Origin of the sequence: Micromonospora sp. NPDC047670, assembly GCF_043204915.1 — a bacterium.
Taxonomy (GTDB): Bacteria; Actinomycetota; Actinomycetes; order Mycobacteriales; family Micromonosporaceae; genus Micromonospora.
This window is the reverse complement of sequence record NZ_JBIDDA010000006.1, coordinates 319,562-343,643: the sequence shown is the minus strand read 5'-3', so window position 1 is coordinate 343,643 and position 24,082 is coordinate 319,562. Positions and strand designations below refer to the sequence as shown.

Annotated in this window: 26 protein-coding genes; 11 read left to right on the top strand and 15 right to left on the bottom strand. The window is 74.0% G+C overall.

The window, feature by feature from the left end; genetic code table 11:
• The first annotated feature begins 104 nt into the window (after positions 1–104).
• Positions 105–476, top strand: coding sequence for a VOC family protein (locus ACGF7U_RS17755; protein WP_393107766.1), 372 nt, complete (start codon positions 105–107; stop codon positions 474–476).
• A gap of 148 nt (positions 477–624) precedes the next feature.
• On the opposite strand, the gene ACGF7U_RS17750 is transcribed toward ACGF7U_RS17755, so the two are convergent.
• On the bottom strand, positions 625–1,623 hold the full coding sequence (locus tag ACGF7U_RS17750; protein WP_393107764.1) for a tyrosine-type recombinase/integrase: 999 nt from the start codon (positions 1,621–1,623) through the stop codon (positions 625–627).
• Positions 1,624–1,729: 106 nt separating this feature from the next.
• On the opposite strand from ACGF7U_RS17750, the gene ACGF7U_RS17745 reads away from it, so the two are divergent.
• A complete protein-coding gene (locus tag ACGF7U_RS17745) occupies positions 1,730–2,734 on the top strand; it encodes a helix-turn-helix transcriptional regulator (RefSeq protein WP_393107762.1) in 1,005 nt (334 codons plus the stop codon).
• A 44-nt stretch (positions 2,735–2,778) separates the two neighbouring features.
• Here ACGF7U_RS17745 and ACGF7U_RS17740 read toward each other — a convergent pair whose 3' ends face one another.
• Positions 2,779–3,216, bottom strand: a complete 438-nt coding sequence (locus ACGF7U_RS17740; protein ID WP_393107760.1) for an Hsp20/alpha crystallin family protein — start codon at positions 3,214–3,216, stop codon at positions 2,779–2,781.
• A gap of 306 nt (positions 3,217–3,522) precedes the next feature.
• Here ACGF7U_RS17740 and ACGF7U_RS17735 point away from each other — a divergent pair, with 306 nt between their 5' ends.
• Positions 3,523–4,977 carry a sialidase family protein gene (locus ACGF7U_RS17735; protein WP_393107758.1) on the top strand — a complete coding sequence of 485 codons (1,455 nt, stop codon included), beginning with the start codon at positions 3,523–3,525 and terminating at the stop codon, positions 4,975–4,977.
• Positions 4,978–5,034: 57 nt separating this feature from the next.
• On the opposite strand, the gene ACGF7U_RS17730 is transcribed toward ACGF7U_RS17735, so the two are convergent.
• The 3 genes from ACGF7U_RS17730 to ACGF7U_RS17720 form a co-directional block, all read right to left on the bottom strand.
• On the bottom strand, positions 5,035–5,553 hold the full coding sequence (locus ACGF7U_RS17730; protein WP_393107756.1) for a GNAT family N-acetyltransferase: 519 nt from the start codon (positions 5,551–5,553) through the stop codon (positions 5,035–5,037).
• 97 nt (positions 5,554–5,650) lie between these two features.
• On the bottom strand, positions 5,651–5,917 hold the full coding sequence (locus ACGF7U_RS17725) for a MarR family winged helix-turn-helix transcriptional regulator (protein ID WP_393107754.1): 267 nt from the start codon (positions 5,915–5,917) through the stop codon (positions 5,651–5,653).
• 260 nt (positions 5,918–6,177) lie between these two features.
• Entirely contained in the window at positions 6,178–6,675 is a 498-nt protein-coding gene (locus ACGF7U_RS17720; RefSeq protein ID WP_393107752.1) for a MarR family winged helix-turn-helix transcriptional regulator, read from the bottom strand.
• A gap of 68 nt (positions 6,676–6,743) precedes the next feature.
• On the opposite strand from ACGF7U_RS17720, the gene ACGF7U_RS17715 reads away from it, so the two are divergent.
• On the top strand, positions 6,744–7,967 hold the full coding sequence (locus tag ACGF7U_RS17715; protein ID WP_393107750.1) for an MFS transporter: 1,224 nt from the start codon (positions 6,744–6,746) through the stop codon (positions 7,965–7,967).
• Positions 7,968–7,971: 4 nt separating this feature from the next.
• On the opposite strand, the gene ACGF7U_RS17710 is transcribed toward ACGF7U_RS17715, so the two are convergent.
• Positions 7,972–8,367: a cupin domain-containing protein gene (locus ACGF7U_RS17710; protein WP_393107748.1), complete on the bottom strand. Its 396-nt coding sequence runs from the start codon at positions 8,365–8,367 to the stop codon at positions 7,972–7,974.
• Between the two features lie 247 nt (positions 8,368–8,614).
• On the opposite strand from ACGF7U_RS17710, the gene ACGF7U_RS17705 reads away from it, so the two are divergent.
• Positions 8,615–10,075 carry a hypothetical protein gene (locus tag ACGF7U_RS17705; protein WP_393107746.1) on the top strand — a complete coding sequence of 487 codons (1,461 nt, stop codon included), beginning with the start codon at positions 8,615–8,617 and terminating at the stop codon, positions 10,073–10,075.
• A gap of 16 nt (positions 10,076–10,091) precedes the next feature.
• Here ACGF7U_RS17705 and ACGF7U_RS17700 read toward each other — a convergent pair whose 3' ends face one another.
• A complete protein-coding gene (locus ACGF7U_RS17700) occupies positions 10,092–11,045 on the bottom strand; it encodes a helix-turn-helix transcriptional regulator (protein WP_393107745.1) in 954 nt (317 codons plus the stop codon).
• A 62-nt stretch (positions 11,046–11,107) separates the two neighbouring features.
• Between ACGF7U_RS17700 and ACGF7U_RS17695 the strand changes: the two genes are divergently transcribed.
• Both ACGF7U_RS17695 and ACGF7U_RS17690 read left to right on the top strand, forming a co-directional pair.
• Positions 11,108–13,339, top strand: coding sequence for an ATP-binding cassette domain-containing protein (locus ACGF7U_RS17695; protein WP_393107743.1), 2,232 nt, complete (start codon positions 11,108–11,110; stop codon positions 13,337–13,339).
• A gap of 89 nt (positions 13,340–13,428) precedes the next feature.
• A complete protein-coding gene (locus ACGF7U_RS17690) occupies positions 13,429–14,208 on the top strand; it encodes a class I SAM-dependent methyltransferase (protein ID WP_393107741.1) in 780 nt (259 codons plus the stop codon).
• Positions 14,209–14,333: 125 nt separating this feature from the next.
• Here the strand turns inward: ACGF7U_RS17690 and ACGF7U_RS17685 are convergent, their stop codons facing one another.
• Positions 14,334–14,873 carry a DUF1062 domain-containing protein gene (locus ACGF7U_RS17685; protein ID WP_393107739.1) on the bottom strand — a complete coding sequence of 180 codons (540 nt, stop codon included), beginning with the start codon at positions 14,871–14,873 and terminating at the stop codon, positions 14,334–14,336.
• Between the two features lie 641 nt (positions 14,874–15,514).
• Entirely contained in the window at positions 15,515–16,360 is an 846-nt protein-coding gene (locus ACGF7U_RS17680) for an NAD(P)H-binding protein (protein ID WP_393107737.1), read from the bottom strand.
• 86 nt (positions 16,361–16,446) lie between these two features.
• Between ACGF7U_RS17680 and ACGF7U_RS17675 the strand changes: the two genes are divergently transcribed.
• Entirely contained in the window at positions 16,447–17,136 is a 690-nt protein-coding gene (locus ACGF7U_RS17675) for a TetR/AcrR family transcriptional regulator (protein WP_393107735.1), read from the top strand.
• On the opposite strand, the gene ACGF7U_RS17670 is transcribed toward ACGF7U_RS17675, so the two are convergent.
• Positions 17,127–17,492: a nuclear transport factor 2 family protein gene (locus ACGF7U_RS17670; RefSeq protein ID WP_393107733.1), complete on the bottom strand. Its 366-nt coding sequence runs from the start codon at positions 17,490–17,492 to the stop codon at positions 17,127–17,129. The genes ACGF7U_RS17675 and ACGF7U_RS17670 overlap by 10 nt on opposite strands.
• 272 nt (positions 17,493–17,764) lie before the next feature.
• Complete coding sequence (locus ACGF7U_RS17665) at positions 17,765–18,592, bottom strand: nitroreductase/quinone reductase family protein (protein ID WP_393107731.1); 828 nt, start codon at positions 18,590–18,592, stop codon at positions 17,765–17,767.
• A 325-nt stretch (positions 18,593–18,917) separates the two neighbouring features.
• Here ACGF7U_RS17665 and ACGF7U_RS17660 point away from each other — a divergent pair, with 325 nt between their 5' ends.
• Positions 18,918–19,493 (top strand): maleylpyruvate isomerase N-terminal domain-containing protein, encoded by a 576-nt coding sequence (locus ACGF7U_RS17660; RefSeq protein ID WP_393107729.1) that lies wholly within the window; start codon positions 18,918–18,920, stop codon positions 19,491–19,493.
• 6 nt (positions 19,494–19,499) lie between these two features.
• Here the strand turns inward: ACGF7U_RS17660 and ACGF7U_RS17655 are convergent, their stop codons facing one another.
• Together ACGF7U_RS17655 and ACGF7U_RS17650 are read right to left on the bottom strand one after the other, a co-directional pair.
• Positions 19,500–19,976, bottom strand: coding sequence for a DUF1992 domain-containing protein (locus tag ACGF7U_RS17655; RefSeq protein ID WP_393107727.1), 477 nt, complete (start codon positions 19,974–19,976; stop codon positions 19,500–19,502).
• A 93-nt stretch (positions 19,977–20,069) separates the two neighbouring features.
• Positions 20,070–20,600, bottom strand: a complete 531-nt coding sequence (locus ACGF7U_RS17650; protein ID WP_393107725.1) for a GNAT family N-acetyltransferase — start codon at positions 20,598–20,600, stop codon at positions 20,070–20,072.
• 113 nt (positions 20,601–20,713) lie between these two features.
• Between ACGF7U_RS17650 and ACGF7U_RS17645 the strand changes: the two genes are divergently transcribed.
• Together ACGF7U_RS17645 and ACGF7U_RS17640 are read left to right on the top strand one after the other, a co-directional pair.
• Positions 20,714–21,736, top strand: a complete 1,023-nt coding sequence (locus ACGF7U_RS17645; RefSeq protein WP_393107723.1) for an NAD(P)/FAD-dependent oxidoreductase — start codon at positions 20,714–20,716, stop codon at positions 21,734–21,736.
• A 50-nt stretch (positions 21,737–21,786) separates the two neighbouring features.
• Positions 21,787–22,437: a LysE family translocator gene (locus ACGF7U_RS17640; protein ID WP_393107721.1), complete on the top strand. Its 651-nt coding sequence runs from the start codon at positions 21,787–21,789 to the stop codon at positions 22,435–22,437.
• A 125-nt stretch (positions 22,438–22,562) separates the two neighbouring features.
• On the opposite strand, the gene ACGF7U_RS17635 is transcribed toward ACGF7U_RS17640, so the two are convergent.
• Together ACGF7U_RS17635 and ACGF7U_RS17630 are read right to left on the bottom strand one after the other, a co-directional pair.
• Complete coding sequence (locus ACGF7U_RS17635; RefSeq protein WP_393107719.1) at positions 22,563–23,072, bottom strand: NUDIX domain-containing protein; 510 nt, start codon at positions 23,070–23,072, stop codon at positions 22,563–22,565.
• Between the two features lie 69 nt (positions 23,073–23,141).
• The gene (locus ACGF7U_RS17630; protein WP_393107717.1) at positions 23,142–23,789 is read right to left on the bottom strand and encodes a HEAT repeat domain-containing protein; all 648 of its coding nucleotides are present in this window, start codon (positions 23,787–23,789) and stop codon (positions 23,142–23,144) included.
• Positions 23,790–24,082: the final 293 nt, after the last annotated feature.

Genomic DNA, 24,082 nt, shown 5'->3' with positions numbered 1-24,082 from the left:
GGAAGTCGGCGCGGTCGCGGCGGCCGGCGCCGACGCCTCAGCGGGGCGGGGACGGCGCGCGTACCTGACACAGGATGGCAGGTACGCGCGGCAGACTGCCGGGCATGACAGTCACCGCCGACCTCGCCATGGTCAACCTCGACAGCCCCGACCCCGTCGCCCACGCCGCGTTCTGGCAGCGCGTCCTCGGCGGGGAGATCACCCACAGCCAGCCGGAGTACGCGATGGTCTCCGCCGGGGGCGTGGCCGTCGGGTTCGGCCTCGTCGAGGGGTACCGGCCGCCGTCCTGGCCGGACGCGGACACCGGCAAGCGTTACCACCTCGACCTGCACGTCGACGACCTCGCGCGGGCCGAGCGGGAGTTCGTGGCCGCCGGCGCCACCAAGCCGGACTTCCAGCCCGGCGGCGACCGGTGGGTGGTGCTGACCGACCCGGCCGGGCAGCCGTTCTGCATCTGCCCCCGCCCGCAGGGCTGACCGCCGCCGGCCGCACCTTCGCAGCCCGGCGTGGGGACCGTGCGCGGTGGGGCACGGGCCGCCGCCGGCCGCACCTTCGCAGCCCGGCGTGGGGACCGTGCGCGGTGGGGCACGGGCCGCCGCCGCGCACGGTCCCGCGCTGGGCCGCTCAGCCGCGCCGGCGGGCGCGGGCGGCCCAGATGGCGTACGCGGGGTCGCGGTCGAGGTTGTGCCGGTCCCGGTCGTAGCGGCGGGTGGTACGCGGGTCGGCGTGGCCCATCGCGTCCTGCACGTCCTCGAGCGGGACGCCCTCGGCGCGGGCGGTGGTGGCGAAGGCGTGCCGCAGCGAGTGCGGTGACAGCTTCGCCCAGGCCGGGATGCCGGCGGCGCGGGCCAGCCGGCGCACCAGCCGGAACACGGCGTGCCGGTCCAGTCGGGCGCCGGTGGCGGTGACCAGCAGCGGGCCGGTCAGCTCCTGCACCGCCACGCCCTGCGCGGCCGCCCGCTGGGCCAGGTACGCGTCGAGGGCGTACGCGGTGCCGGGGGTGAGGGCGCGGCGACGGGACTTGCCGCCCTTGCCGACGAACCGGACGCTGCGGTGGCCCCGCTCGGCGCCGAGATCGGTCAGGTCGAGCGAGACCAGCTCCCCGACGCGCAGCCCGAGGTCGGCCAGCAGGGCGATGGCGGCCCGGTTGCGCGCGGCGGTCGGCCCGGTGTCGGCCTCGGCGGCGGCGAGCAGCGCGTCCACCTCCTCCGGGCTGAGCCCCACGGTGGCGGAGTGGTCGCGGTCGATGCGGGGCCGGTCGGCGCCGGCGACCGGGTTGGCCTCCACGGCGCGCAGCTTGACCAGGAAGTCGTACCAGCTCGACAGCGCGGAGAGCCGGCGGGCGACGGTGGCCGGGGTGAGCGGCTTGCCGCTGCGCGCCGCCAGCGTCGCCTCCAGTGCCCGGGCGTACTCGTTGACGTGCAGGAAGTTCGCGTGCAGCGGGTCCAGCTCGCGGGCGGCGCACCAGCCGAGCCACCCGGCGACGTCCCGCCGGTACGCGTCCCGGGTGTGCTCGGACAGCCGCCGGTTGCGCAGCCACGCCTCGGTGAAGTCGGCGGGCCCACCGGGCAGGGCCGGCGCCGGCGACTGGCGGGGCCGCGCCGGAGCGTTCGGGGACAGCATGTGAAAAAGGTTCTCAGCCCCGGCTGGCAAACGGGCGGAGGCGCGCCCTACGCGATCGGCGCACCGGCCACCGATCACCCGCCGCCCCGGGCGGTACGGTCGGGCGGTGCGCGCGAGTCGGCTGGTCTCCCTGCTGCTGCTCCTGCAGACCCGGGGCCGGATGACCGCCCCGCAGCTCGCCGAGGCCCTGGAGGTGTCGGTGCGCACCGTCTACCGGGACGTGGAGTCGCTCGGCGCCGCCGGGGTCCCGGTGTACGCCGAGCGCGGCCCCGCCGGCGGGTACGGGCTGCTCGACGGCTACCGCACCCGGCTGACCGGGTTGACCGCCGGCGAGGCGGAGGCGCTGTTCCTGGCCGGCATGCCGGGGCCCGCCGCCGAGCTGGGCCTCGGGTCGGTGCTCGCCGCCGCCGAGCTGAAGCTGCGCGCCGCGCTGCCGGCGGAGCTCGCCGACCGGGGCGGACGGATCCGGCAGCGGTTCCACCTCGACGCCCCCACCTGGTTCCGTGAGCCCGAAGACACCCCCCACCTGGCGGAGCTGGCCCGGGCGGTGTGGGAGGACCGGCGTGTGCGGGTGCGCTACCGGCGGTGGAAGACCCCGCGGGAGGTGACCCGGACGCTCGCCCCGCTGGGCGTGGTGCTCAAGGCGGGCCGCTGGTACCTGGTGGCCGACGCGGGCGGGCAGGTGCGCACCTACCGGGTCGGGGCGGTGCTGGACCTGACCGTCCTCGACGAGGGGTTCGACCGCCCGGACGGCTTCGACCTGGCCCGCTGCTGGCAGGAGCACGCCGAGCGGTACGAGCGGGGCGTGTACCGAGACGAGGCCCGGGTGCGGATGACGACGGCCGCGCTGGAGCTGGCGGCGCACGTCCTCCCGCCGGCCATGAGCCGGGCGGCGCGGACGGCGGCCACGGCGCCGGACCCGGCCGGCTGGGTGCGCACGACGGTGCCGATCGAGTCGGTGAAGCACGGGCACGTGGAGCTGCTCAAGCTCGGCGCGCAGGTGGAGGTGCTCGCCCCGGCCGAGCTGCGCGAGCGGTTCCGCGCCACCGCGCACGCCCTGGCGGCCCTCTATCCGCAGCGGGCCGACCGCGCCGACCCTCGCGGGACGTGACGGGGGCGGGACGGCGCACCGCCCGTTCCGCCCCCGCCCGGTGCTCAGGCGCTGATCTCCTTGCGGCCGTTGCCGTTGCCGTTGGCGCCGGCCGTGACGGTGACCCGGCGGGGCTTGGCCCGCTCGGCCACCGGGATGCGCAGCGTCAGCACGCCGTTGTCGTAGCCGGCCTCGAGCTTGTCGGTGTCGAGGGTGTCGCCGAGGAACAGCCGCCGGGTGAAGGTGCCCATCGGGCGTTCGGCGGCGACGAGTTCGACGTTGTCGCCGGCGGGCCGGCGCCGCTGCGCGCGGACGGTCAGCACGTTGCGCTCCACGGTGCAGTCGATGCTGTCCGGGTCGACGCCGGGCAGGTCGAACGCCGCGTAGAACCAGTCCCCGTCGCGGTAGGCGTCCAGCGGCATGACCGCCGGGCGCGCGGCGGTGCCGAAGAACTGCTCGGTGAGCCGGTCGATCTCGCGGAACGGGTCGGTGCGCATCAGCATGGTCCTGCCTCCTCGGTTCTCCTGGCCGAAGGTCTCTAGTTGAGTCTGGGCGACTCAACTTCCTGTTCCTTATTTAGCGCGCCGCGCGGTCGTCGTCAAGCCGGTCGGCATCCAGCGGGCCGGCGGCGGGCTCAGGCCGAGGGCGCCGCCGGGTGCCCCCGGGGGCTGACATGCGGACGGTCCCGACCGCCCGGTGACCGCGTGCCTCGTCTCACGTGCCGGCTGAACGATGCGGCGTTCCAATCTCCCCAATGAGGCAGTAGCGTCCCCTGTGGACGATCTACCGACGAAAGACGAGGAAGGTCCGTGATCCGACGCTCCAAGGCATTGCTGTCCGCGACGGCCGTCCTGTTCGCCTGCGCCGTCGCGCAGCCCGCCCACGCGGAAGGCTCCACAGCTCCCGCAGCCGCCATCGTGCGGCCGGTCTCGGGCGTCAGCCCGCTGCCGGCAGGCTGCGGACTACCCCCGACCGACGGCTACACGCTGAACCCGAACACCGAAGCCCTGCCCGTGGTGGCGCGGGACCCGAACCGTCCGTGGCACCTCGTCACGGTGTTCCAGCAGGACCGCTGGAACCGCTACGGCAGCAACGGCGCGGTCACCGCCGTGTCGGACGACTTCGGTCTGAGCTGGAAGCGGTCCCAGAGCCTGCCCGCCTTCTCCCGCTGCACCGGCGGCACGGCCGCCAACGGCGGGGACTACGACGTCACGACCGACCACTGGATCACGGTCACCCCGTCGGGCGCGGCGGTGGCCGCGGCGTTCTCGCTGTCGCGCGCCGGCGACGTGACCGCCATCCTGGTGGCCCGGTCCGCTGACGGCGGCCAGAACTGGGAAGCCCCGGTCACCCTCCAGCGTGACGACAACCCGCGGTTCTTCAACGACCGCCCCACGGTGACCGCCGACCCCTACCGCCCGGGCGTCGTCTACGCGGTGTGGGACCGCGTCGACAGCACGGAGGCGGGCTGGGTGCAGCCGATCTACCTGGCGAAGTCGACCGACGACGGGCGCACCTGGACCACGCGCAAGGTGTACGACTTCCCGAACAACAGCGGCGCCATCGGCACCCAGCTGGTGCCCCTCGCGGATGGGACGCTGGTGATGGGCATGCACTACGAGACCAACACCGAATCCGCCACCCAGGTCATCCGCTCGACCGACGGCGGCCGGACCTGGTCGGCGCCGACGCTGGACGTGCCGGCCCCGTTCGCGGTGGGCCCCCGCATCCCGGACCCGGACAACTCGGGCGACCCGGTACGCAACGCCTCCCTGCCGCTGCTGGCCGCCCGGCCGAACAGCCAGGTGGTGAACGCCGTCTGGCAGAGCCAGGCCGCCGACGGCACGTTCCACGTGGACTACTCCCGCTCGACGGACGGCGGGAAGAGCTGGTCCAGCCCGATCCGGGTGGACAAGACGCCCACCGGTTCCGCCGCCGTACCGGTCGTCGCCGCGGCCGAGGACGGCACCGTCGCCGTCACGTACTACGACTTCCGCAACAACACGCCCGACCCCGCCACCCTGCCCACCGACCTGTGGGCCATCACCTGCGCCAAGGACTGCACGCAGCCCGGGGCGTGGCGCGAGCAGCACATCGAGGGGCCGTTCGACACGCGGAAGCTCCCGGCGACGAGCGCGGGACGCATGATCGGTGACTACACCGGCCTGGTGCCGAACAACGGCGTCTTCGTGGCCGTGTACGGCGTGGCCACCAACAACGCCGCCAACCCCGTGGACATCCACAGCGCGATCTTCGACAACTGAGTGGTGGTACCGCCGCTGGCGGGGCTCGGTCGGACCGGGCCCCGCCAGCGCGGTCGATCAGTCAGTACCGGCACGCGCCGCCGGAGTCGTCAGCTCGAGGACCTTCTCGAACCAGTGCTGGGCGTAGACGTCGTCGTTGAACGCCGGGATCTCGCGGTAGCCGTGCCGCGCGTACAGGGCACGGGCCTCGACGAGGTCGCTGCGGGTGTCCAGCCGGATCCGGGCGATCCCGGCGGCGCGGGCCCGCTCCTCCACGGCGGCGAGCAGCACCGCGCCGCCGCCGTGGCCGCGGTGCGCCGGGCTCACGTACACCCGGGTGAGCTCCGCCCAGTCGGGGCGCAACCGCAGCCCGGCGCAGGCGGCCGGGCGGCCGTCGCGGTGCGCCACGAGGAAGAACCCGGTGGGCGCGGCCAGGTCGTGGCTCGGCTCGTCGGCCATCGCCGCCGCGACCTCGCCCGGGCGGACCGGGCGGCCGTGGTAGCGGCGGACCATCTCCTCGTAGTACGCCTCGAGCAGGGCCACCGCGTCGGGATGGTCGGGGTGGGTCGGGGTCACCGTCCAGTCTGTGGTCGTCACCCGTCGATCATCACGGCCGGGGCAACCGGATATCCGCGCGCCGGCCGCACCGGGTCCATCGAGCCGGGTGGCCGCTGCCACGACGCGGAGGGGCCGATCAGGCGCGGCGGGCCGGGCCGCAGGCGCCGGCGCCGCCGAGCCGGCCGCCGACCGGGCTCGTGATCGACCGCACGAACACCGCGCGATCGGCCTCGGGCAGCGCGGAGAGCACGTCGTCCTGAATCCGGGCGGCGATCTGCTGGGCCTGGACGAGGACCTTTTCGCCCTCCGGGGTGACCTCCACCAGGCGGGCCCGCCGATCGCCGGGTGACGGGCGTCGCCGCGCCAGCCCGGCGGTCTCCAACTGGTCGAGGGTGACGACCATCGGCGTCCACCCGCAGCTCACCGTCGCCGCCAACCACCAGGCCCGCGTCGACGAGCCGCCGGAACGCGGTGACCACCTGCCGCGCCGACAGGCCGGTCCGGCCGGCCACCGCCGCGGCGTCCGCGCCGCCCAGCACGATCGCCGCGAAGACCCGCCGTCGTACGTCGTCGGCGAGCGCCCCGCCACCTCCCGCGTCGTCGTGCCGGCCACCCTGCCAGCAGGCGCACGGGCGCCGCCACGGCGTTTCCTCGCCGGGTCGATCAGTCGCGCGGCTGCTCGGTGCGCAGCACGACCCGGCGCAGCAGGTCGGACAGCAGGCGCCGCTCCGGCCGGGTGAGGGCGGCGAGCAGCCGGTGCTCCTCGGCGCCCCGCACGTCCATGGCCCCGTGCCAGGCGGCCCGGCCCGCCTCGGTCAGCTCCACGTCGACCCGCCGCCGATCGGTGCTGGACGGGATCCGGCGCACGAAGCCGCGCCGGAGCAGCGCGTCGACCCGGGCGGTGACGGAGGCGGGAGCCATCGCCAGGTCGCGCGCCAGGTCCGACGGGGCCGCCCGACCTCCTCGCCCGGCCAGGGCGTGCAGGGTGTCGTACTCGTGCCCGTGCAGGTCGAAGCCGACGAGGGTCCGCTCCTTGACGTCGCGCAGGTGGCGGGTGAGGAACTGGATCCGGGTCACCGCCCCTTCGACGTCGGGGTCGAGCGTCGGCAGGATCGGCAGCCAGCGCTCGACGTGGCGGTCGACGTGGTCGCGGTCGGTCATGGCTCCAGCCTATGCCGACATCAAAATATTCGTTGTCGAAAGATTCGATGTCGAAGTATATTGCTCGGGTGACCCATCCTCTGCGCGCACGCCCCTTCCGGCTGCTGTTCCTCGGCCGCACCGTCTCCGCCGTCGGTGACGCCGTGGTGCCCGCCGCCCTGGCGCTGGCCGTGCTCCGCGCGACCGGCTCCACGGGTGCCCTCGCCCTCGTGCTGGCCTGCGCGATGGTGCCCCGGCTGCTCCTGCTCCCCCTCGGCGGCGTGCTCGCCGACCGCCTCGACGCCCGCCGCGTCGCGATCGTCGCCGATCTCGTGCGCTGCCTCGCGCAACTCGTCGTCGGCCTCGAACTGCTCGGCCAGGCGTCGCTGGGCGTGATCGCGGTGGCCGCCACGGTCGGCGGCGCCGCCGGCGCGTTCGCCCTGCCCACCACCTCACCACTGGTCGCCGGCACGGTCGGCGCGGCCCAACGGCAGCAGGCCAACGCGCTACTGGGCGTCACCGCCAACGCAAGCCGCCTCGCCGGCCCCGCGCTGGCCGGCGCGCTGATCTGGGCCGCCGGGCCGGGCTGGGCCTTCATCCTCGATGCCGCGACGTTCGCGCTCAGCGCGCTGCTGCTCGCGGTCGTCCGCGTCCGCCACGTCCCGATGCCGAGGCGCACCGTCCTCGTCGACCTCGCGCACGGCTGGCGGGAGGTCCGCAGCCGCGACTGGTTCTGGACCAGCCTGCTCGGCCACGGCGTCTGGAACGGCGCCGCCGCCGTCCTGACGACCCTCGGCCCGGCGATCGCCGTACGACGCCTCGGCGGCGAGGGGGTCTGGGTGCTGATGCTCCAGGCCGGCGCGGTCGGCATGCTCGCCGGCTCGCTGCTCGCCACCCGGATCCGCCCCCGCCGCCCGGTGCTGGTGGCCAACCTCGGGCTCGCCAGCTACGCCGCGCCGCTGGCCCTGCTCGCCGTCGCCGCGCCCGCCCCGCTGGTCATCGCCGCCTACGGGGTCGCGCTGAGCGCCATCGGCTACCTCAACCCGGTCTGGGAAACCGTCGTGCAGGGGCAGTTCCCGCCCCACGTCCTCGCCCGGGTCGCCTCGTACGACTGGCTGGTCTCCCTCGGCGCGATGCCGCTGGGCTACGCCCTGGCGCCGATCGCGGCGCGGGCCTGGGGCGACTCCACCCCGCTGCTCGCGGCGGGCGCGCTGGTCCTCGTCGCCTGCGCCGGCACCGCCGCCGTGCCCGGCGTGCGACGACTCACCTGCACGCCGGCACCGCGCGGCGACCTGGCGGCCGCCGCGCGGTGAGCGCTCAGAGCGCGTGCCCCGTGGTGGCGTCCACATGGTCGGGCACCGGGTCGTGCCGGTCCCCGACACTCAGGGTGCCCGCCGGCTCGAACATGAGGATGGACGCGCCACCCGGCGAAGACGGTCGGTGTTCCACCCCGCGGGGCACCACGTGCACCGCCCCGCGGGGCAGCACCACCTCCCGCTCGGCGCCGCCGTCGCCGTCGCGCAGGGCGATGCGCAGCTCCCCCTCCAGGACCAGGAAGAACTCGTCGGTGTCGTCGTGGGCGTGCCAGACGTGCTCGCCGGCGACCTTCGCGATCCGCACGTCGTAGTCGTTGACCCGGGTGACGATGCGCGGGCTCCACAGCTCCGTGAAGCTGGCGAGCGCGCTCGCCAGCTCGATCGGCTCGTTTCTCATCCCGCCATCCTCGCCGTAGGTGGCAACCGCTGTCAGCCCGCGGCTTCCGGCCGGAACCGCCAGCGGCGACCAGGCCCCGGGCCCCGGACGGCGACGACCACGGCCGGGGCCGGCGCGCACCGCCGCCAGGTCGTCGGCCGACGCGTCGCGGCGAGGGGCCCGGGCTCTGCGCGCCGACGGCGGGTACGGCAGAGTGGCACCGACGAGCGAGCGCGGCCCGACGGGCCGGTACGGGAGGGTGGTGGCCGTGCAGGGCCCGACCGGGGTGGTGTTCCCGAAGACCGACGGGGGGCGCAGCACCTCCGCGCTCGGGCGGGCGGTCGTCGCCGACGCCCTGCGCGCCGTCGACCCGGTCGGCGCGCGCTCGGCCGAGCACGAGACGAACTGGCGCCACGGCTACCTCGGGCACTTCCGGCGGCTCGTCGAGGCCGGGCTGCTCGCCCGCGACGCCGCGGTCACGATCGCCCGGGACGGGCTCGACTCGCTGCACCGGAGGATGAGCGTGCTGCGCGCCGACGGCACCGAGATCGGCCTCGGCGAGGTCTTCACCACCCCCGCCGACGTCGCGCCGCTACGCACGGCGACGGTCGCCGGCACGGGCGCGGCCGAGCGCGAGCTGTCCCTGCCGTACCGGGGCCAGCGGCTGCGCGGCGACGACCTGCGCCGCCGGCTCGACGCGTGGGTCACCGCCGGCGTCGTCGAGCCGTCCTGCGCCGACGCGGTACGCGCCGTCATGGCGAACCCGGGCTGGCTGGACCTGCGCGACCAGCGCATCGTGGTGCTCGGCGCGGGCGCGGAGATGGGCCCGCTGCCGTCCGTGCTGCGCTGGGGCGGCGACGTGGTCGCCGTCGACCTGCCGCGGCCGGAGATCTGGCGGCGGCTGCTGCACACGACGCGCCGCAGCGGCGGGCGGCTCCACCTGCCCGTGCCGGCCGGCACCGGCCCCGACGACGACGCGCTCGCCGCCCGCGCGGGCGCCGACCTGCTGCACCACCTCCCGCAGGTCGCCGACTGGCTGCTCGACGTCGACGGCCGGCTCGTGCTGGGCAACTACGTCTACGCCGACGGCGCGACCAACGTCCGGGTCGCCACGGCGGTCGACGCGCTCACGCTGCGGTTGCAGGAGTGCCGCGACGACGTCGCGCTCGCGTTCCTGGCCACCCCCACCGACGTCTTCGCCGTACCCGGCGACGCCGTGCGCCACGCCGAGCAGGGCTACGCCGCCCGCGGCATCCTCCGCCGGTCGCTGCGGGTGGCCTCCGGAGGCAGGCTCCTGCACCGCAACTACCCGCCGGGGACGGACCCGGGCGTCAACGACAGCCTCGTGCCCCAGCAGGGTCCCAACTACGCGCTGGCCAAGCGCCTGCAGCGGTGGCGGGCGACGGTGGCCCGCCAGGCGGGCGCGACCGTGTCGTTCGCGGTGGCGCCACCCACCCGCACCCGCTCGGTGCTGCGCAACCGGGCGCTCGCCGCCGCGTACGCGGGCGCGCACCGGTTCGGCATCGAGGTGTTCGAGCCGGCGACGAGCAACACCCTGATGGCCGCGCTCCTGGTGCACGCCCTGCGCACCGGCGGCCCGTCGCTGCCGCACCCGTGGCAGGACGAGGCGTACGGCGCGGCGCACGGCGGGCTGTGGCGGGTGCCGTACGCCCCGCGCAGCGCCCTCGGCCTGGCCGTCCTGCTCGGGTTCGGCGGCGCGCGCGCCTGACCGACCCGGGCAGTGCTCAACCGCAGTTGGTCAGGCGCGCCCCGAAGGTCTGGCAGGCGCTGCGGAAGCCGGCCGGCTCGTGGACGGTGAAGTCCGCGTCCAGGAAGGCGAGGCTCAGCAGCAGCCACTGCCAGGTGTCGAGCATCAGGACGACCCTGGTCCGGCGCTCGTCCAGGGCCGCGAGTTCGGCCTCCTGGTACCGCAACGCGTCGGCGACGGCCGGCAGGGGCGCGTCCACGGTGAGGACGACCCGCTCGCGGTCCCTGTTGAGCCCCTGCCGGAGGTAGTCGAGGGCGGTGTCGGCGGGCAGCGGCCTGGGGGCGTAGGTGCTCGTCGACGTGCGCAGGTGGGTGATGCGGTCGATGCGGAACACCCGCCAGTCGCCGCGCTGGGTGTCCCAGGCGAGGAGGTACCACCGCAGGTGGTGGTGGATCTGGCGGTGCGGTTCGACGCGCCGGGAGGTGGTCGCGCCCTGCCTGCCGGCGTAGTCGAAGGTGACGACGCTGCGGTGCTGGATGGCGGCGGCCAGACTCGCCAGGTCGTCGGCGCTGGTGCTGGGGGCGAGCGCCGGGCTGGTCTCCAGGCTCGCGCGCAGCTGCGCGGCGCGGCGACGCAGACGCTTCGGCAGGTACTGGTCGACCTTGCCGTAGGCGCGGGTGGCGGCGTCGTCCACGCTTCCTTCGGCGGCGCTGCCGGTGGCGGCGAGGGTGGCCAGCCCGAGGAGGGTCGCGACCGCCTCGTCGTCGTCGAGCACGAGGGGCGGCAGCGCGGCGCCGGCGGTGAGCCGGTAGTGGCCGCCGGGGCCGGGCCGGGTCTCGACGGGGTAGCCGTAGCCGCGGAGGCGGTCGACGTCGCGGCGCAGCGTCCGGGGGCTGACGTCGAGCCGCGCGGCCAGCTCGTCGCCGCTGAACGCCCGGCCCGTCTGCAGCGCGGCGAGCAGGGCGAGGACGCGCTGGGTGACATCGGCCATGGCACCAGTGTCGCCGACATCGCGGTCAGGTTCCGTCCGCATCTCTTCGTACGTTCGACTGCATGTCACAGCGAACGATCCGCATCCGGGGTGCCCGGACCAACAACCTGAAGTCCGTGGACGTGGACGTCCCACGCGGCCGGCTGGTCGTGTTCGTGGGCGTGTCAGGGTCGGGCAAGTCGTCGCTCGTGTTCGACACGATCGCGGCAGAGGCCGGCCATCAGCTCACCGAGACGTTCCCGCCGTTCGCGCGCAACCGCCTGCCGAAGTGGACCCGCCCCGACGTGGACGAGATCGGCGGGCTGTCGCCGGTGGTGGTGATCGACCAGCGCAGGCTCGGCGGGAACGCCCGGTCCACGGTGGGCACCGTCACCGACGCCTGGACCTACCTGCGGCTGCTGTTCTCCCGCGTCGGCTCGCCCCACGTGGGCGCATCCAACCACTTCTCGTTCAACGACCCCGCCGGCATGTGCCCGACCTGCTCCGGCCTGGGCGAGGTCGTGGTGAGCGCCGTCGACCGGTTCCTGGACCTGGACAGGTCCCTCGCCCAGGGGGCGATCCTGCTGCCCGGCTTCGGCAACGGCGGCTACTGGTACTCCCAGTACGCCGACATCGGCAGCTTCGACGCCGACACGCCACTGCGGGACTGGAGCGAGGCGCAGCGCGCGGCACTGCTCTACGGCGGCGAGCACGCCGCGCGCCTCGGCACCCGGCCCCCCAGGGACTACGAGGGCGTGGTGCAACGGTTCGAACGCATCTACCTGCACACCTCCGACGACCTGTCCGACCGCAAGCAGGAGACCCTCGCCCGGTTCACCCGCTCCGCCGTCTGCGCCGACTGCGGCGGCGACCGCCTCAACGAGGCCAGCCGCAGCGCCACGGTCCTCGGCCACACCATCGGGCAGCTGGGGCGCATGGAGGTCACCGAGCTCACCGAGGTGCTGCGGGGGGTGAGCGACCCGGCCGTCGCCCCCGTCGTGAGCGCGCTCGTGGACCGGTTGCGGGCCATGACCACGATCGGGCTCGGGTACCTGCACCTGGGCCGGGCCACCACCAGCCTGTCCGGCGGGGAGTCGCAACGCATCAAGACCGTCAAGCACCTCGGCAGCAGCCTCGTCGAGATGCTCTACGTCTTCGACGAACCCACCGTCGGCCTGCACCCGCGTGACGTCGCCGCGATGACCGCCCTGCTGCGGCAACTGCGCGACAAGGGCAACACCGTCCTCGTCGTCGAACACGACTCCGCCGTCATGGCGATCGCCGACCAGATCATCGAGATCGGACCCGACGCCGGCACCGACGGGGGGACACTCGTCTTCCAGGGCACCTTCGACCAGCTCCGGGCGGCGCGCACACCGACCTCGACGGCCCTCGCCGCGCAGGCGCCCGTCGTCACCGCCCCCCGCACGGCCACCGGGCGGATCACGGTGGCCGACGCCACCCGCAACAACCTCCGGAACCTGACCGTCGACTTCCCCACCGCGGTCTTCACCGTCCTCACCGGAGTCGCCGGATCGGGCAAGTCCAGCCTCGCCGCGGAGCTGGTCGCCCAGCACGACGCCGTCGTGATCGACCAGAGACCCGTCAGCGCCAACCGTCGGTCCACCCCCATCACGTACACGGGCATCGCCGCCCCCGTCCGCAGGCTCTTCGCCAGGCACAGCGGGCTGCCCGCCGGCATGTTCAGCGCCAACTCCGCAGGCGCCTGCCCGGACTGCGAGGGACTGGGGGTCCGGCACACGGACCTGGCGTTCCTGGACGGCCAGGAGACGGTCTGCCAGACCTGCCGAGGACAGCGCTTCACCAGCGAGGTGCTCCGCCACCGGGTCAACGGACTCTCCATCGCCGACATCGACGCCCTGACCGTCAGCGACGCCATCCAGCGCGTACCCGACCAGGCGATCCGCGAGGCGCTGTGGCACCTCGAACAGGTCGGGCTCGGCTATCTGCGCCTCGGCCAGCCACTCACGACGCTGTCCGGGGGCGAGTGCCAGCGGGTCAAGATAGCCAGGGAACTGCGCGACGCCGCCGAACCGAGCCTCTACGTCCTGGACGAGCCCACCACCGGTCTGCACCTGCGCGACATCGGCACCCTGCTGCGGATCCTCGACCAGCTCGTCGACCGCGGCCACACCGTCGTCGTCATCGAGCACCACCTCGGCGTGATCCGCCACGCGGACTGGATCATCGACCTCGGCCCGGGACCCGGCAGGCACGGCGGGCGGATCCTCTACGAGGGGCCGGTCGCGCAGCTCGCCGGCACCCCCACCGCCGACGCCCTACGGGCGGGCTAGCCGCCACCCACAGGAACTGGGGCAGGTAGCGGCGCGTGGGGTCGGCGACGCTGTCGTCGGCGGGCGCGCGGCGCCGATAGGCTTGTCGGGTGGGACAGGACGAACGGCTCCTTCACGCCTCGTCGTTCGGCGCGGCGGCGACCGCATACGCCGAGCACCGCCCGGACTATGCGCAGGCCGCGGTGCGCTGGGCGCTCGCAACCGCGCCCGGCTTGCGGGTGCTCGACCTCGGTGCCGGAACCGGCAAGCTCACCGCCACGCTGGTTGCGGTGGGTGCCGACGTCACCGCGGTCGAGCCCGACCCGGCGATGCTGACCGAGCTGCGCCGCGCACTGCCGGACGTCGGTGCGCTGCCGGGGAGCGCCGAAGCGATACCGCTGCCGGACGCGTCCGTCGACGCCGTGTTGGCCGGCAACGCCATGCACTGGTTCGACATGGCCGTCGCGGGGCCCGAGATCGCCAGGGTCCTGGTGCCGGGCGGCGTCCTGGCCGGCCTGTGGAACGTCATGGACGACCGGGTCGACTGGGTCGCCGGGCTCGCGCGGGTCAGCCCGAGTGCGGCGATCGGCCCGCGTGACACGTTCACCAGTTGGCGCGCCGAGACGGCCGACGCGCACCTGCCGAAAGATGGCGGGGCCGCCCGGTTCGGCTTGCCGGAGCAGGCCGAGTTCCCCCACGGGCAGCGCCGCACCGCCGACTCCCTCGTGGCGACCCTCGCCACGAGGGCGGGCATGCTGGTCATGCCGGAACAGGAACAACAGGCCACGCTCGGCCGGATCCGTGGTTACCTCGCGAGCAGACCGGAGACCGCGAACGGCGAGTTCACCCTGCCGATGCTGACCTGCGTACTGCGCGTCCGACGGCTCTGAAAGGCAGCCCCGGCGACTCTCCTCGACCCAGGACGCGTGCGAGCGGGTGTGGCTGCGCGTCGGTCTCGGCGCGGTTGTAAAGACGCAGCCGGGCGGGCGGGGTGGCCCGCCCGGCTGCGTCCCTACTAGTCCCCGGCCATCACGGTGAAGGTGAATCCGGCGCTCGTCGGACGGCGCAGCGGAATGTCGCACTTGATCCGGCGCAGCACCTCGTTCCTGCTGAAGCCGAGCCCTTGTGCGATGAGCCGGTCCGGGCGCACCGGTACCGGATCCTCGAAGACGACCTCCACCTGGACCGGCCATGCCTCGGCGCGCCATGCCGACGGAATGTCCAGCCGCCAGGCGCCCGTCCAGTCCAGGGCGAAACGGTTGCGCCGGGCGAGGAAGGGATCCAACAGCCTGGACGCCACCAGCTTCGGATCGTTGGCGTGATAGCCGTCGAGCTCGGCCGGATCGAAGGAGCTGACCGGCGCTCGCTCGTGCACGGTGAGCTTGCTCGTCCGGTTGCAGGATACGCAGCGGACCAGCAGCCACACGTCCAGCAGCTTGCCGTTGGCGTTGACACGGAACCTGCCCTCGCCGGTGGTGGCCGACTCCGACCGGCAGTCCACGCACCGCAGCGACAGCAGAGGCAGCCTGGTCCGACGAACGACCCAGGGCAGCACGGTATGAGCTTGTGAAGACAAGAGAATTCTCTCTCTAGACCTGACACGAGGCCGATTACGCGCGGCCTCGGACGCTGCATGACCGGGCGCGCGAGGGCAGCCCGGCGGAACCGACGAGAGCGTCGGCTACAGGTGAGCGGAAGAAGGTGTCAGGTCTAAAGAGCAGGCGGGGTCACGCGGGTTGTCCTCTGTCCTCACTGTGATGAACCGCAGGCAACCTACGCGAACGCCGAAGGAAGGCTCAAGCGGTTTCCGGCCGAGACCGCGGCAGCGCTACCGGCACGCGCTCCTGCGCTCTGACCCGGTGCAGGGACCAGAGGTAGTCGGCTCGGACCTCGTCGGTCCTGCCCCGCGGTTCCTGTGGATGTCGGCGTGGGCGTAACCGCGGCACGGGGTGCACGAGACCTCGCGACCGGCCCTCATGAAGCTTGCGACCGGTCGGCTCATCGGCGGCACACTTCGGACCCCACAACGACCGGAGACTGCTGTTACACAAGAACAGTCATTATGGTGTGTTGCCGATTTGTCGATTTTGTTCGGGCTAATTACTGGATTATTGTTACTGGAAATCTGATAATCCGTGCGGCGTCGAGACGCTGCTCGTCCCGGGCGCACGAACGAACGTGCGCCCGGGACGGGTGCTACCGGAAGGCCGGCAGATTGCGCTCGGCCCAGGCGGCGAAGGGACTGGCCGGGCGGCGCAGGACGGTCTGCACGTCGAGGCTGACCTGCTGCTCTGCCGACAGCGGAACGCCCAGGACGTCGAGGGTTCCGTCGATGACCTCCGGCGGCATGAACCGCGCCATCTCAGCGCGGGCCTCCTCGCGGGACAACTCCACGAACGCCACCGCCTCCCCCAGCGCCTCGGAGATCACCCCTGCCTGCTGGCGCGGGCTGATGGCTTCGGGGCCGGTCAGCTCGTACGTGCGGCCCGCGTGGCCGTCCTCGCGCAGCGCGGCCACGGCGACCCCGGCGATGTCCGCCGGGTCGACGACGGGCAGCGCCACATCCGCGAACGGGGCGAAGACCGTCCGCTTCGTACGGACCGACTCGGCCCAGGCGAAGGCGTTGGAGGCGAACCCGCCCGGGCGCAGGATCGTGAAGTCCAGCCCGGACCCGCGCACGGCGGCTTCGAACTCGCGCAGGCGAGCGTGCGAGCGGGACTCGGGGCGGGTGGAGTTGAGCTGCGAGGAGAGCAGGACGACCCGCTTGACTCCCGTGTCCCGCGCCACGTCCAGCAGGGCGCTCGGGCTCTCGCCCCGGCTGTTGAGTTCGCCGCCCAACAGGACGAAGAGGGCGTCGGCGCCTTCGAGGACCGGCCGCATGCTCGCGGCGTTCCCCACGTCGGCCTGGGCGCCCCGGACACCGGCCGGAAGCCCTGCGAGCTGCGGACGCCGCGAGACGGCCACGGTCTCCTCGCCCGCCTCCGCCAGCAGCCCGACCAGCACCCGCCCGACGTTGCCGGTCGCGCCCGTCACCACGATCATCAAGTTTCTCCCTAAATTCAGTTAGCTGACTAACTGAGCGAACGGTAGCACGATCGCCGCACGCGCTGTACCGATAAATTGGTTGGGTGACTAACTCAGCCAAGCCCCGGGCGCGGGCGGCCGACAAGCGTCGACGGCTCACGGCTGCGGCGGCCCGGGTCCTGCACGAGCAGGGCGTCGAACGCACCACCCTGGGCGACATCGCGCGCGCGGCCGACGTCCCCGTCGGTAACGTCTACTACTACTTCAAGACCAAGGACGAGCTGGTCCAGGCGGCGCTGTCCGAGCACAACGCGCACCTGGACGAACTCACCGGTCGGCTGGGCCAGTTGTCCGACCCGCGCGACCGCCTCAAGGGCCTTATCGAAGCCTGGGTCAGCCAGCGCGACGTCGCCGCCCGCTACGGCTGCCCCACCGGCACCCTGGCCGTCGAACTCGACAAGCGCGCCGACGGGACCCTCGACGTGCAGGCCGGCGCCGCGATCCGGCGGCTGCTGGACTGGACCGGACACCAGTTCCGCCTCCTGGGCCTGCCGAACCCGGACGACCTCGCCGTCACCCTCGTCGCCGCCTATCAGGGCATGTCGCTGCTGGCCAACGCCCTGCGAGACCCGGAGATCATGACCCGCGAGGGAACCCGCCTCCTGCGCTGGCTCGATTCCGTGACGGCCGGCGAACAGGCCCCTGACCCGACGGGCGAGGCGCCCGCGCCCTCGCAGCCCGACGGCGCGGCAGCGCCCGCCGCTCCCCGAGGAGTCCGCCGGCCTCAACGGTGATCGTTCTCCTTCAGCTCGATCACCCATGCCCGACGCTCGGCGATCTTGCCGTCGCGCATGACGAACACCTCCGCCATCGACATGCGCATCTCCTCACCGGTGTCGCGCCGCACCGAGCCGACCAGCTCCGCCATCACGGTGTCGTCCTGCTCCACCATGCGTACGACCTCCAGCCGGGGCGGAGGCACGAAACCGGGGCCCTCGATCGCCGCGTCGTACGCCTCCTTGCCCTTGAGGTGGAAGGCGCCGAAGACCGTCCACTCGACGTCGTCGGTCAGGCAGGACAGGATCTGCGCGTGGTCGTTTCTCCGGAAACCGTCCAGATAGGTCTCGACGGTCTGCGTGTTGCGCGACATGGCTGATGGTCCCCTCGTCCTCGGTGGCCCTGCCCCCACGGCAGACCCACCGAAACTAGTGCCTCGTCTTCGGACGTTGCGCAAGAAACTGTCTGGACGAAGGTGTCTGGTTGCGGCATCGCGTTGATTCGTCGGGGTGCGAGCCAGGCGGTCGGGTCGTTGAGGTGGAGGCCGCGGGCGCAGTCGGGGGCTTCTGGGAGCGCGGCGGGGCGCTCCGCGGCCACGGCGACCTTCTGCTGCGTCGCCGGGAGCCCGCGGAGCGCCGCCGGCCGTCAGCCGGTTCCGTCCAGGACGGGGATGAGCTGTTCCTCCTCGTACGCCAGATGGGCCTCCAGTTCGGTGGTGAGCCGCTCGACCTCCCGGCGGACCTCGGCCGGGTCGGCGTCGGTGGCGTTGACGACCTGCTGGAGGCGTTCGACGAGCGCGGCGATCCGCCGGTGTTCCTCGCGCAGCCGCGCCAGGGTCGCGGCGAGCTCGGGCTGCCCGTCGAGGGCGACGAACAAGCCGGCGTCCTCGTTGACGTGGTGGTGGTGCAGCCCCTGGCAGACGGTCAGGCAGTTCACCCGCAACTGCGCGCCCAGGCCCGGACCGGAGCGGACGACCTCGGCGCGGATCAGCGCGAGTTCCCGCCGGAACGCGTCGTGGATCAGCTTGAGCGCGGCGCCCGGGGACGCCGCGTTCGGCGGGCCGCCCGCGACCTGCCGCAACGCCAGCACGGGGATCACCCGGGACGTCTTGGCCTGGTACGCGGCCCAGCCCGGCTCGGCCTCCACGGCCCGGGCGAAGACCTCGTCGCGTTCGGCCCCGGTCAGCACCTCCGCGCGCGCCCGGTACGTGAAGACCCCGTCCTCCACCGTGGCGGACGGGTCGGCGAGGAGGTTGTGGTACCAGTCCGGGTGTTTCGGGCCGCCCCCGGCCGAGGCGATGACCAGGATGCGGTCCTCATCCGGCAGGTAGCCGACCGGGGTGGTGTGCGGGGCACCAGAGCGGGCCCCGGTGGTGGTGAGCAGGATCAGCCGGGCGCCCTCGAAGGGCCCCCCGACCCGGCCGGAGTTGGCGCGGAACTCGTCGATGATCTGCTGGTTGAAGTCGTTGGGCAAGACTCTGCTCTCTGCTATGAGGATGCGGCCACGGTTAATCGCCCGCCCGGCGACAGGTGGCGGCGAGGGGTGCGGTCGCGCCGGCATGGGCGCCGGCGGGGGCGGGGGGAAGACTTGTGACCGGTGGACTCGACGTCGACACCGGTGGGTGCGGGGCGCATCGGCGGGCCACGGGCCCGCCCCCGGCTCACCGGACGGCCGGGTGCCCTGTCCGCTCGTGGCCCATGGCCGACCCGGCAGTCACGCCCCGACCCTAGTGGCCGAGGGCGGTGCTGGGCAACGGCTTTCGGTTGCGGGAGACCGGTGGCGCTGGCACGGTGGCGGGATGCCCGAGCTGACCGGCGTCGACGTGGAACGCGCCGTGACCGAGATGACCGCCGTCCTCGGCCCGCACACCGGGCGGGACTGGGGCGTCCCCGCCGGCGCACTGGAGTGGAGCTGCTGGGACACCGCCGCGCACGTGGCGCACGACCTGCTGGCGTACGCCGGTCAGGTCGTCGGCCGGCCCGACGCGGCCTACCTGCCGTTCGACCTGGTCGTCTCCCCCGCAGCCGCCCCGGCCGAGGTGTTGCGGGTCGTGGTCGCCTGCGGCGGCCTGCTGCGCGCGGCGCTCGACGCCGCCGCGCCGCAGACGCGGGCGTGGCACTTCGGCCCGTGCGACCCGGCGGGCTTCGCCGCGATGGGGGTGGCGGAGACGCTGCTGCACACCGACGACATCGCCCGGGGCCTCGGCGTGCCCTGGCAGCCGCCGGAGCGGCTCAGCGCCGCCGTGGTGCGCCGGCTCTTCCCGGACGCGCCCGCGGGCCCGGCGCCGCAGGTGCTGCGGTGGCTGACCGGCCGTGGAGAGCTGCCCGGCCGGGCTCGGCGCACCTCGTGGTCGTGGCGGGCCGCGGTGGAGTGAGCCGGGCTACGCGGCCCGGCGCCGCCAGGGCAGCCACCAGCCCCGGCGGGGCCGGCGCGGCGGGGCGGGCGGCGCAGGCGTCGGGGACGCCGCCGCGGCGGCCTGCCGCTCGGAGCGCCACCGGCGCACGACGTCGTCGGCGTTGACCGGGCGCACCACGACCCGCGGGCCGGTGGGCGTACGCAGCCAGGCGACGATCTCCGTGTTCAGGTCGGCGACGAACGCGCGCACGGACTCCTCCGTCGGCAGGTCGCGCACCTCTGCCGGCACCTGCTCGATGCGGCGGCGCAGCAGCAGCGGGGTCGGCAGCAGCAGGTCGGTCGGGAGCGCCTCCCGCTCCAGGAAGCTCTTGATCCACCACGACTCGTCGTACGGCTGGCCGCGCCCGGGGATCGGCTTGCCCATGCCGGGCAGATTGTCGAACTCGCCGCGCTCCTGCGCCGTGCGGATCCGGGCCTCGACCGTCGCGTCCCACCTGTCCACCTGCCGACACCTCCCCGACCACGGTAACGCGGCCCTCTGGGTCGGGCCGCCGCAAGGGGACAGCGCCGCGGCGGTGCCGGGCATTCCCGGTGGTCAGGGCCGGCGGGAATGCCGGTGGCCGTCGCGGGGGAACGGCGGGCGGGCCGGCAGCACCTCCTGGAAGCGGTAGCCGGCCTTCTCCGCCACCCGGCAGGACGCCGGGTTGTCGATCTGGTGCATCAGGTCCAGCCGCCGTAGGGCGGCGAACCGGGCGAACGCCCAGCCGGTGACCGCCCGCAGGGCGTGCGGGGCGATGCCCCGCCCCCGGGCGGGCGCGGCCGTCCAGTAGCCGACCTCGGCGTCGTCGCGATCCTCGGCGACGTTCTTGAGCACCACCTGCGCGACCAGGGTCTCGCCGGCCGGGCCCGGCTCGACGACGGCGAAGCTGAATCGGCAGCCGTCGGCCCAGTCCCGGTGCGCCGCGGCGACGAACTGACGCGCCGCTGTGGTCGTGGTCACCGGCGCCCGGGTCCAGCGCCGCAGCACCGGGTCCCGGTACACCGTCACCAGGGCGTCGGCGTCGTCGTCGCGCCAGGGACGCAACACCAGTTCCGGCAGGGTCGCGGTGGCCGGGGCGCGCAGCATCGGCCCATTCTGCCCGCCGCCGGGACACGGTGGTCGCTGACCCCCGTGGCGCCGGTCGGCACACCTCTGATTTGCCATTCCGGCAACGATGTTTGCCGACGGAGCCAATCCCGATGGACAGTCGGGACGTCGGCGGGCATGGGGACCGCCGCAGACGGAGGGAGAGTTCCGTGCGTGAGACGTACGACGTGGTGGTCGTGGGCGGCGGCGCGGCCGGGCTGAGCGGGGCGCTGGCCCTGACCCGGGCCCGCCGCTCGGTGCTGGTGGTGGACGCGGGCGAACCGCGCAACGCGCCGGCCGGGCACGTGCACAACTACCTCGCCCGCGAGGGCACGCCCCCCGGCGAGCTGGTGGCCGCCGGCCGCGCCGAGGTGGCCGGCTACGGCGGGGAGTTCGTCGACGCCGCGGTGCGCGAGGCGACGCCGCGCGGCGGCGGCGGGTTCCGCCTGGCGTTCGCCGACGGACGCACGGTCGAGGCCCGGCGGCTGCTGGTGACCACCGGCCTGGTCGACGAGCTGCCCGACGTGCCGGGGCTGGCCGAGCGGTGGGGCCGCGACGTGCTGCACTGCCCGTACTGCCACGGGTGGGAGGTGCGCGACCTGCCGTTGGTGGTGCTGGCGACCGGCCCGCTTGCCGCGCACCAGGCGCTGCTGTGGCGACAGTGGAGCGCCGACGTGACCATCGTGCGGCACGCGCCGTGCGCGTTCACCCCGGAGGAGGACGAGCAGCTCGCCGCCCGGGGCGTACGGGTGCTCGACGGTCCGGTCGCCGCGCTGGAGGTCGCCGACGACGCGCTCACCGGGGTGCGGGTGGCCGGCGGCGAGGTGCTGCCCGCCGGGGCGGTGGTGGTGGCTCCGCGCTTCCACGCCCGCGCCGACGTGCTGGCGTCGCTGGGCCTCGCGCCGGTGGTGCAGGAGGTGGGCGGCCAGGTGGTCGGCAGCACGGTGCCGGCGGGCCCGGCCGGGGCGACCGAGGTGCCCGGCGTGTGGGTGGCCGGCAACGTCACGGACCTGCGCGCCCAGGTCATCACCGCCGCCGCGGCGGGGCTGGCCGCCGGCGCGGCGATCAACGCGGACCTGACCGACGAGGAGACCCGCGCGGCCGTCGCCGCCCGCCGGGCGCCGGTCGCCGGCTGAGCAGCCCGCGGGCGTAGGGTCGGCGGCAGCCGAGTGGGACGGGGGTCGACATGGTCGGTACGGGTGCGCTGGTGGGCATCGCGCTGGTGGCGCTGGGGCTGGTGCTGACCCCCGGCCCGAACATGGTCTACCTGGTCTCGCGGTCGGTGACCCAGGGCCGGCGGGCCGGGCTGGTCTCGCTGCTCGGCGTCGCCGCCGGCTTCGGCGTCTACCTGGTCGCCGCGGTGGCCGGCATCGCCACGGTGTTCGTGCTGGTGCCCGCCCTCTACACGGCGGTGAAGCTGGCCGGCGCGGCGTACCTGATCTGGCTGGCCTGGCAGGCCCTGCGCCCCGGCGGGCAGTCGCCGTTCGCCCCGGCGCCGCTGCCGCCCGACCCGGCGCGGCGGCTGTTCACGATGGGCCTGGTCACCAACCTGCTCAACCCGAAGATCGCCATCCTGTACGTGTCGCTGCTGCCGCAGTTCATCGACCCGGCGCGCGGCAACGTCGCGGGGCAGAGCCTGGTGCTGGGGCTGACCCAGATCGCGGTGGCGCTGACGGTGAACGCGCTGATCGTGCTCACCGCGGGCGCGCTGGCCGGGTTCTTCGCCCGGCGGCCGCTCTGGCTGCGAGTGCAGCGACTGCTGACGGGTACGGTGCTGGCGGCCCTGGCGGTGCGGATCGCCGCGGATCGCTCCCGCGCCGCCGTCGCCATGCCCTGACATCCGAGGTCAGGCGCCCGTCGTGCCCCGGGCGCGGGGCGCCTCGGACCGCCGGTGGCGGTGGCGCCGCGCGACCGACGCGAGCCCGGCCCCGCGCTCACCCGGCAGCGGCTCCGGCCCGCCGATCAGAGCGCGTCGGGCTGGCCGAGCGCCGGGTGCCGCTCGCCGGGCGCGGCGTGCCAGGTGGGCGCGTCCTCGCGCAGGGCCGTGTCGATGCGCAGCCGCGCCCAGCCGTCGAGTTCCGGCAGGTCGGCCGGGTCGAACCAGGCCACCTCGGTGGACTCGTCGTCGTTGACGCGGGGCTCGCCGCCCACGGCCCGGCAGCGGAACCACACGTTGAGGTATTCGCAGGCGTCGCCGTTGGGGTAGACGACCGGGTGGGTGGCGACGCCGCCGACGCGCTCGATGCGCACGTGCACGCCCGTCTCCTCGTACACCTCTCGCAGGAGGGCGTCGGCCGGCTGCTCGCCGGGGTCGATGAGGCCGGCGGGCAGGGACCAGCGGCCGTTGTCGGCGCGGCGGGCCAGCAGCACCCGCCCGGCGTCGTCGCGCACGACCGCGCTGACTCCGGGCAGCAGGAGCAGGTCCGTGCCGACGTGGGCGCGCAGCTTCGCGACGTACGGGGAGACGGCCACCCGGTCACGCTATCCGGCGGCGTCGCGGTGCCGGCGCAGCGAGGTCTCCGTGTCGATGGTCTTGGCCGCCTATTCCTGGTTCCCTCGCTGGAATTCGGTCAACATCTCCGCGGCCGAGTTACGAACCGCTTCGTCGGGGTCGTTCTGTGCGATGTCGGAGAGCATGGCGACGGACTGCGCGCACTCCAGGTGGACCGTGGACCAGGCGGCCGCGCTACGTACCTGCGGGTCGGGGTCGCGGGATGCGTCCGAGATGACGCCGAACAACTCGGGGTCGAAGTCTTCACCCATCGCGAGCGCGACACGGAGGATCGCCCTCGCCTTCTCCCTTCCCTCCGTCTGGCCAGGGCCGGACAGCAGCTCTTCACGTGAATACGGATGGAGCTGGAACAGAAGAAGCACCCTGCGGCTCAGTTCCTCCACCTGGAACAGGTCCTCACCGAACATGACGAGCACCGAGGTACGGGAGACGACGTCCTCCAGATACTTCATCCACAGGCCCGGGGCGGCACCCCACATGCGAAAGCATCGGTAGCTCGCATCGGGGGCGTCTTCGTTGCTGTCGAGAAGCGGCCATCGCCCCGCTCGGGCTATCAGTTCGACACGGTGAAGCGGGTTGTCGACATCCGATCCGAGAAGGACCACGCCCCCTGCCGGGCCGGGCTGGTGCGCCGTGTCGCGCAACACCATCCTCTTGTAGTGGTAGCCGTCGGCCATGGATCAGCCCCCCGAGTGGTTCGCACATTCGGTGCCGAACCTACCCCTACGCCGTGGCCGCGCCGAATCAGGTTGTGTAGCGACGGCCGCCAATAGTTGGGCCACCGACGTTCGTCGGAGGAAGGGCGACATCGCCGAGAGGGGCTTCGCGGGGCTCGGGTTGGACCGGACCGCGGTGGGTCGTTCGGCGGGGTGTCGCGGCAATCGTCGCTCTCCTGACCCACACGTAGCCGCGAACCCCTCCAGCCTGGGAATCAGGCACGCAGTCACCCGGCCGACCTCTCCTGCCGGCG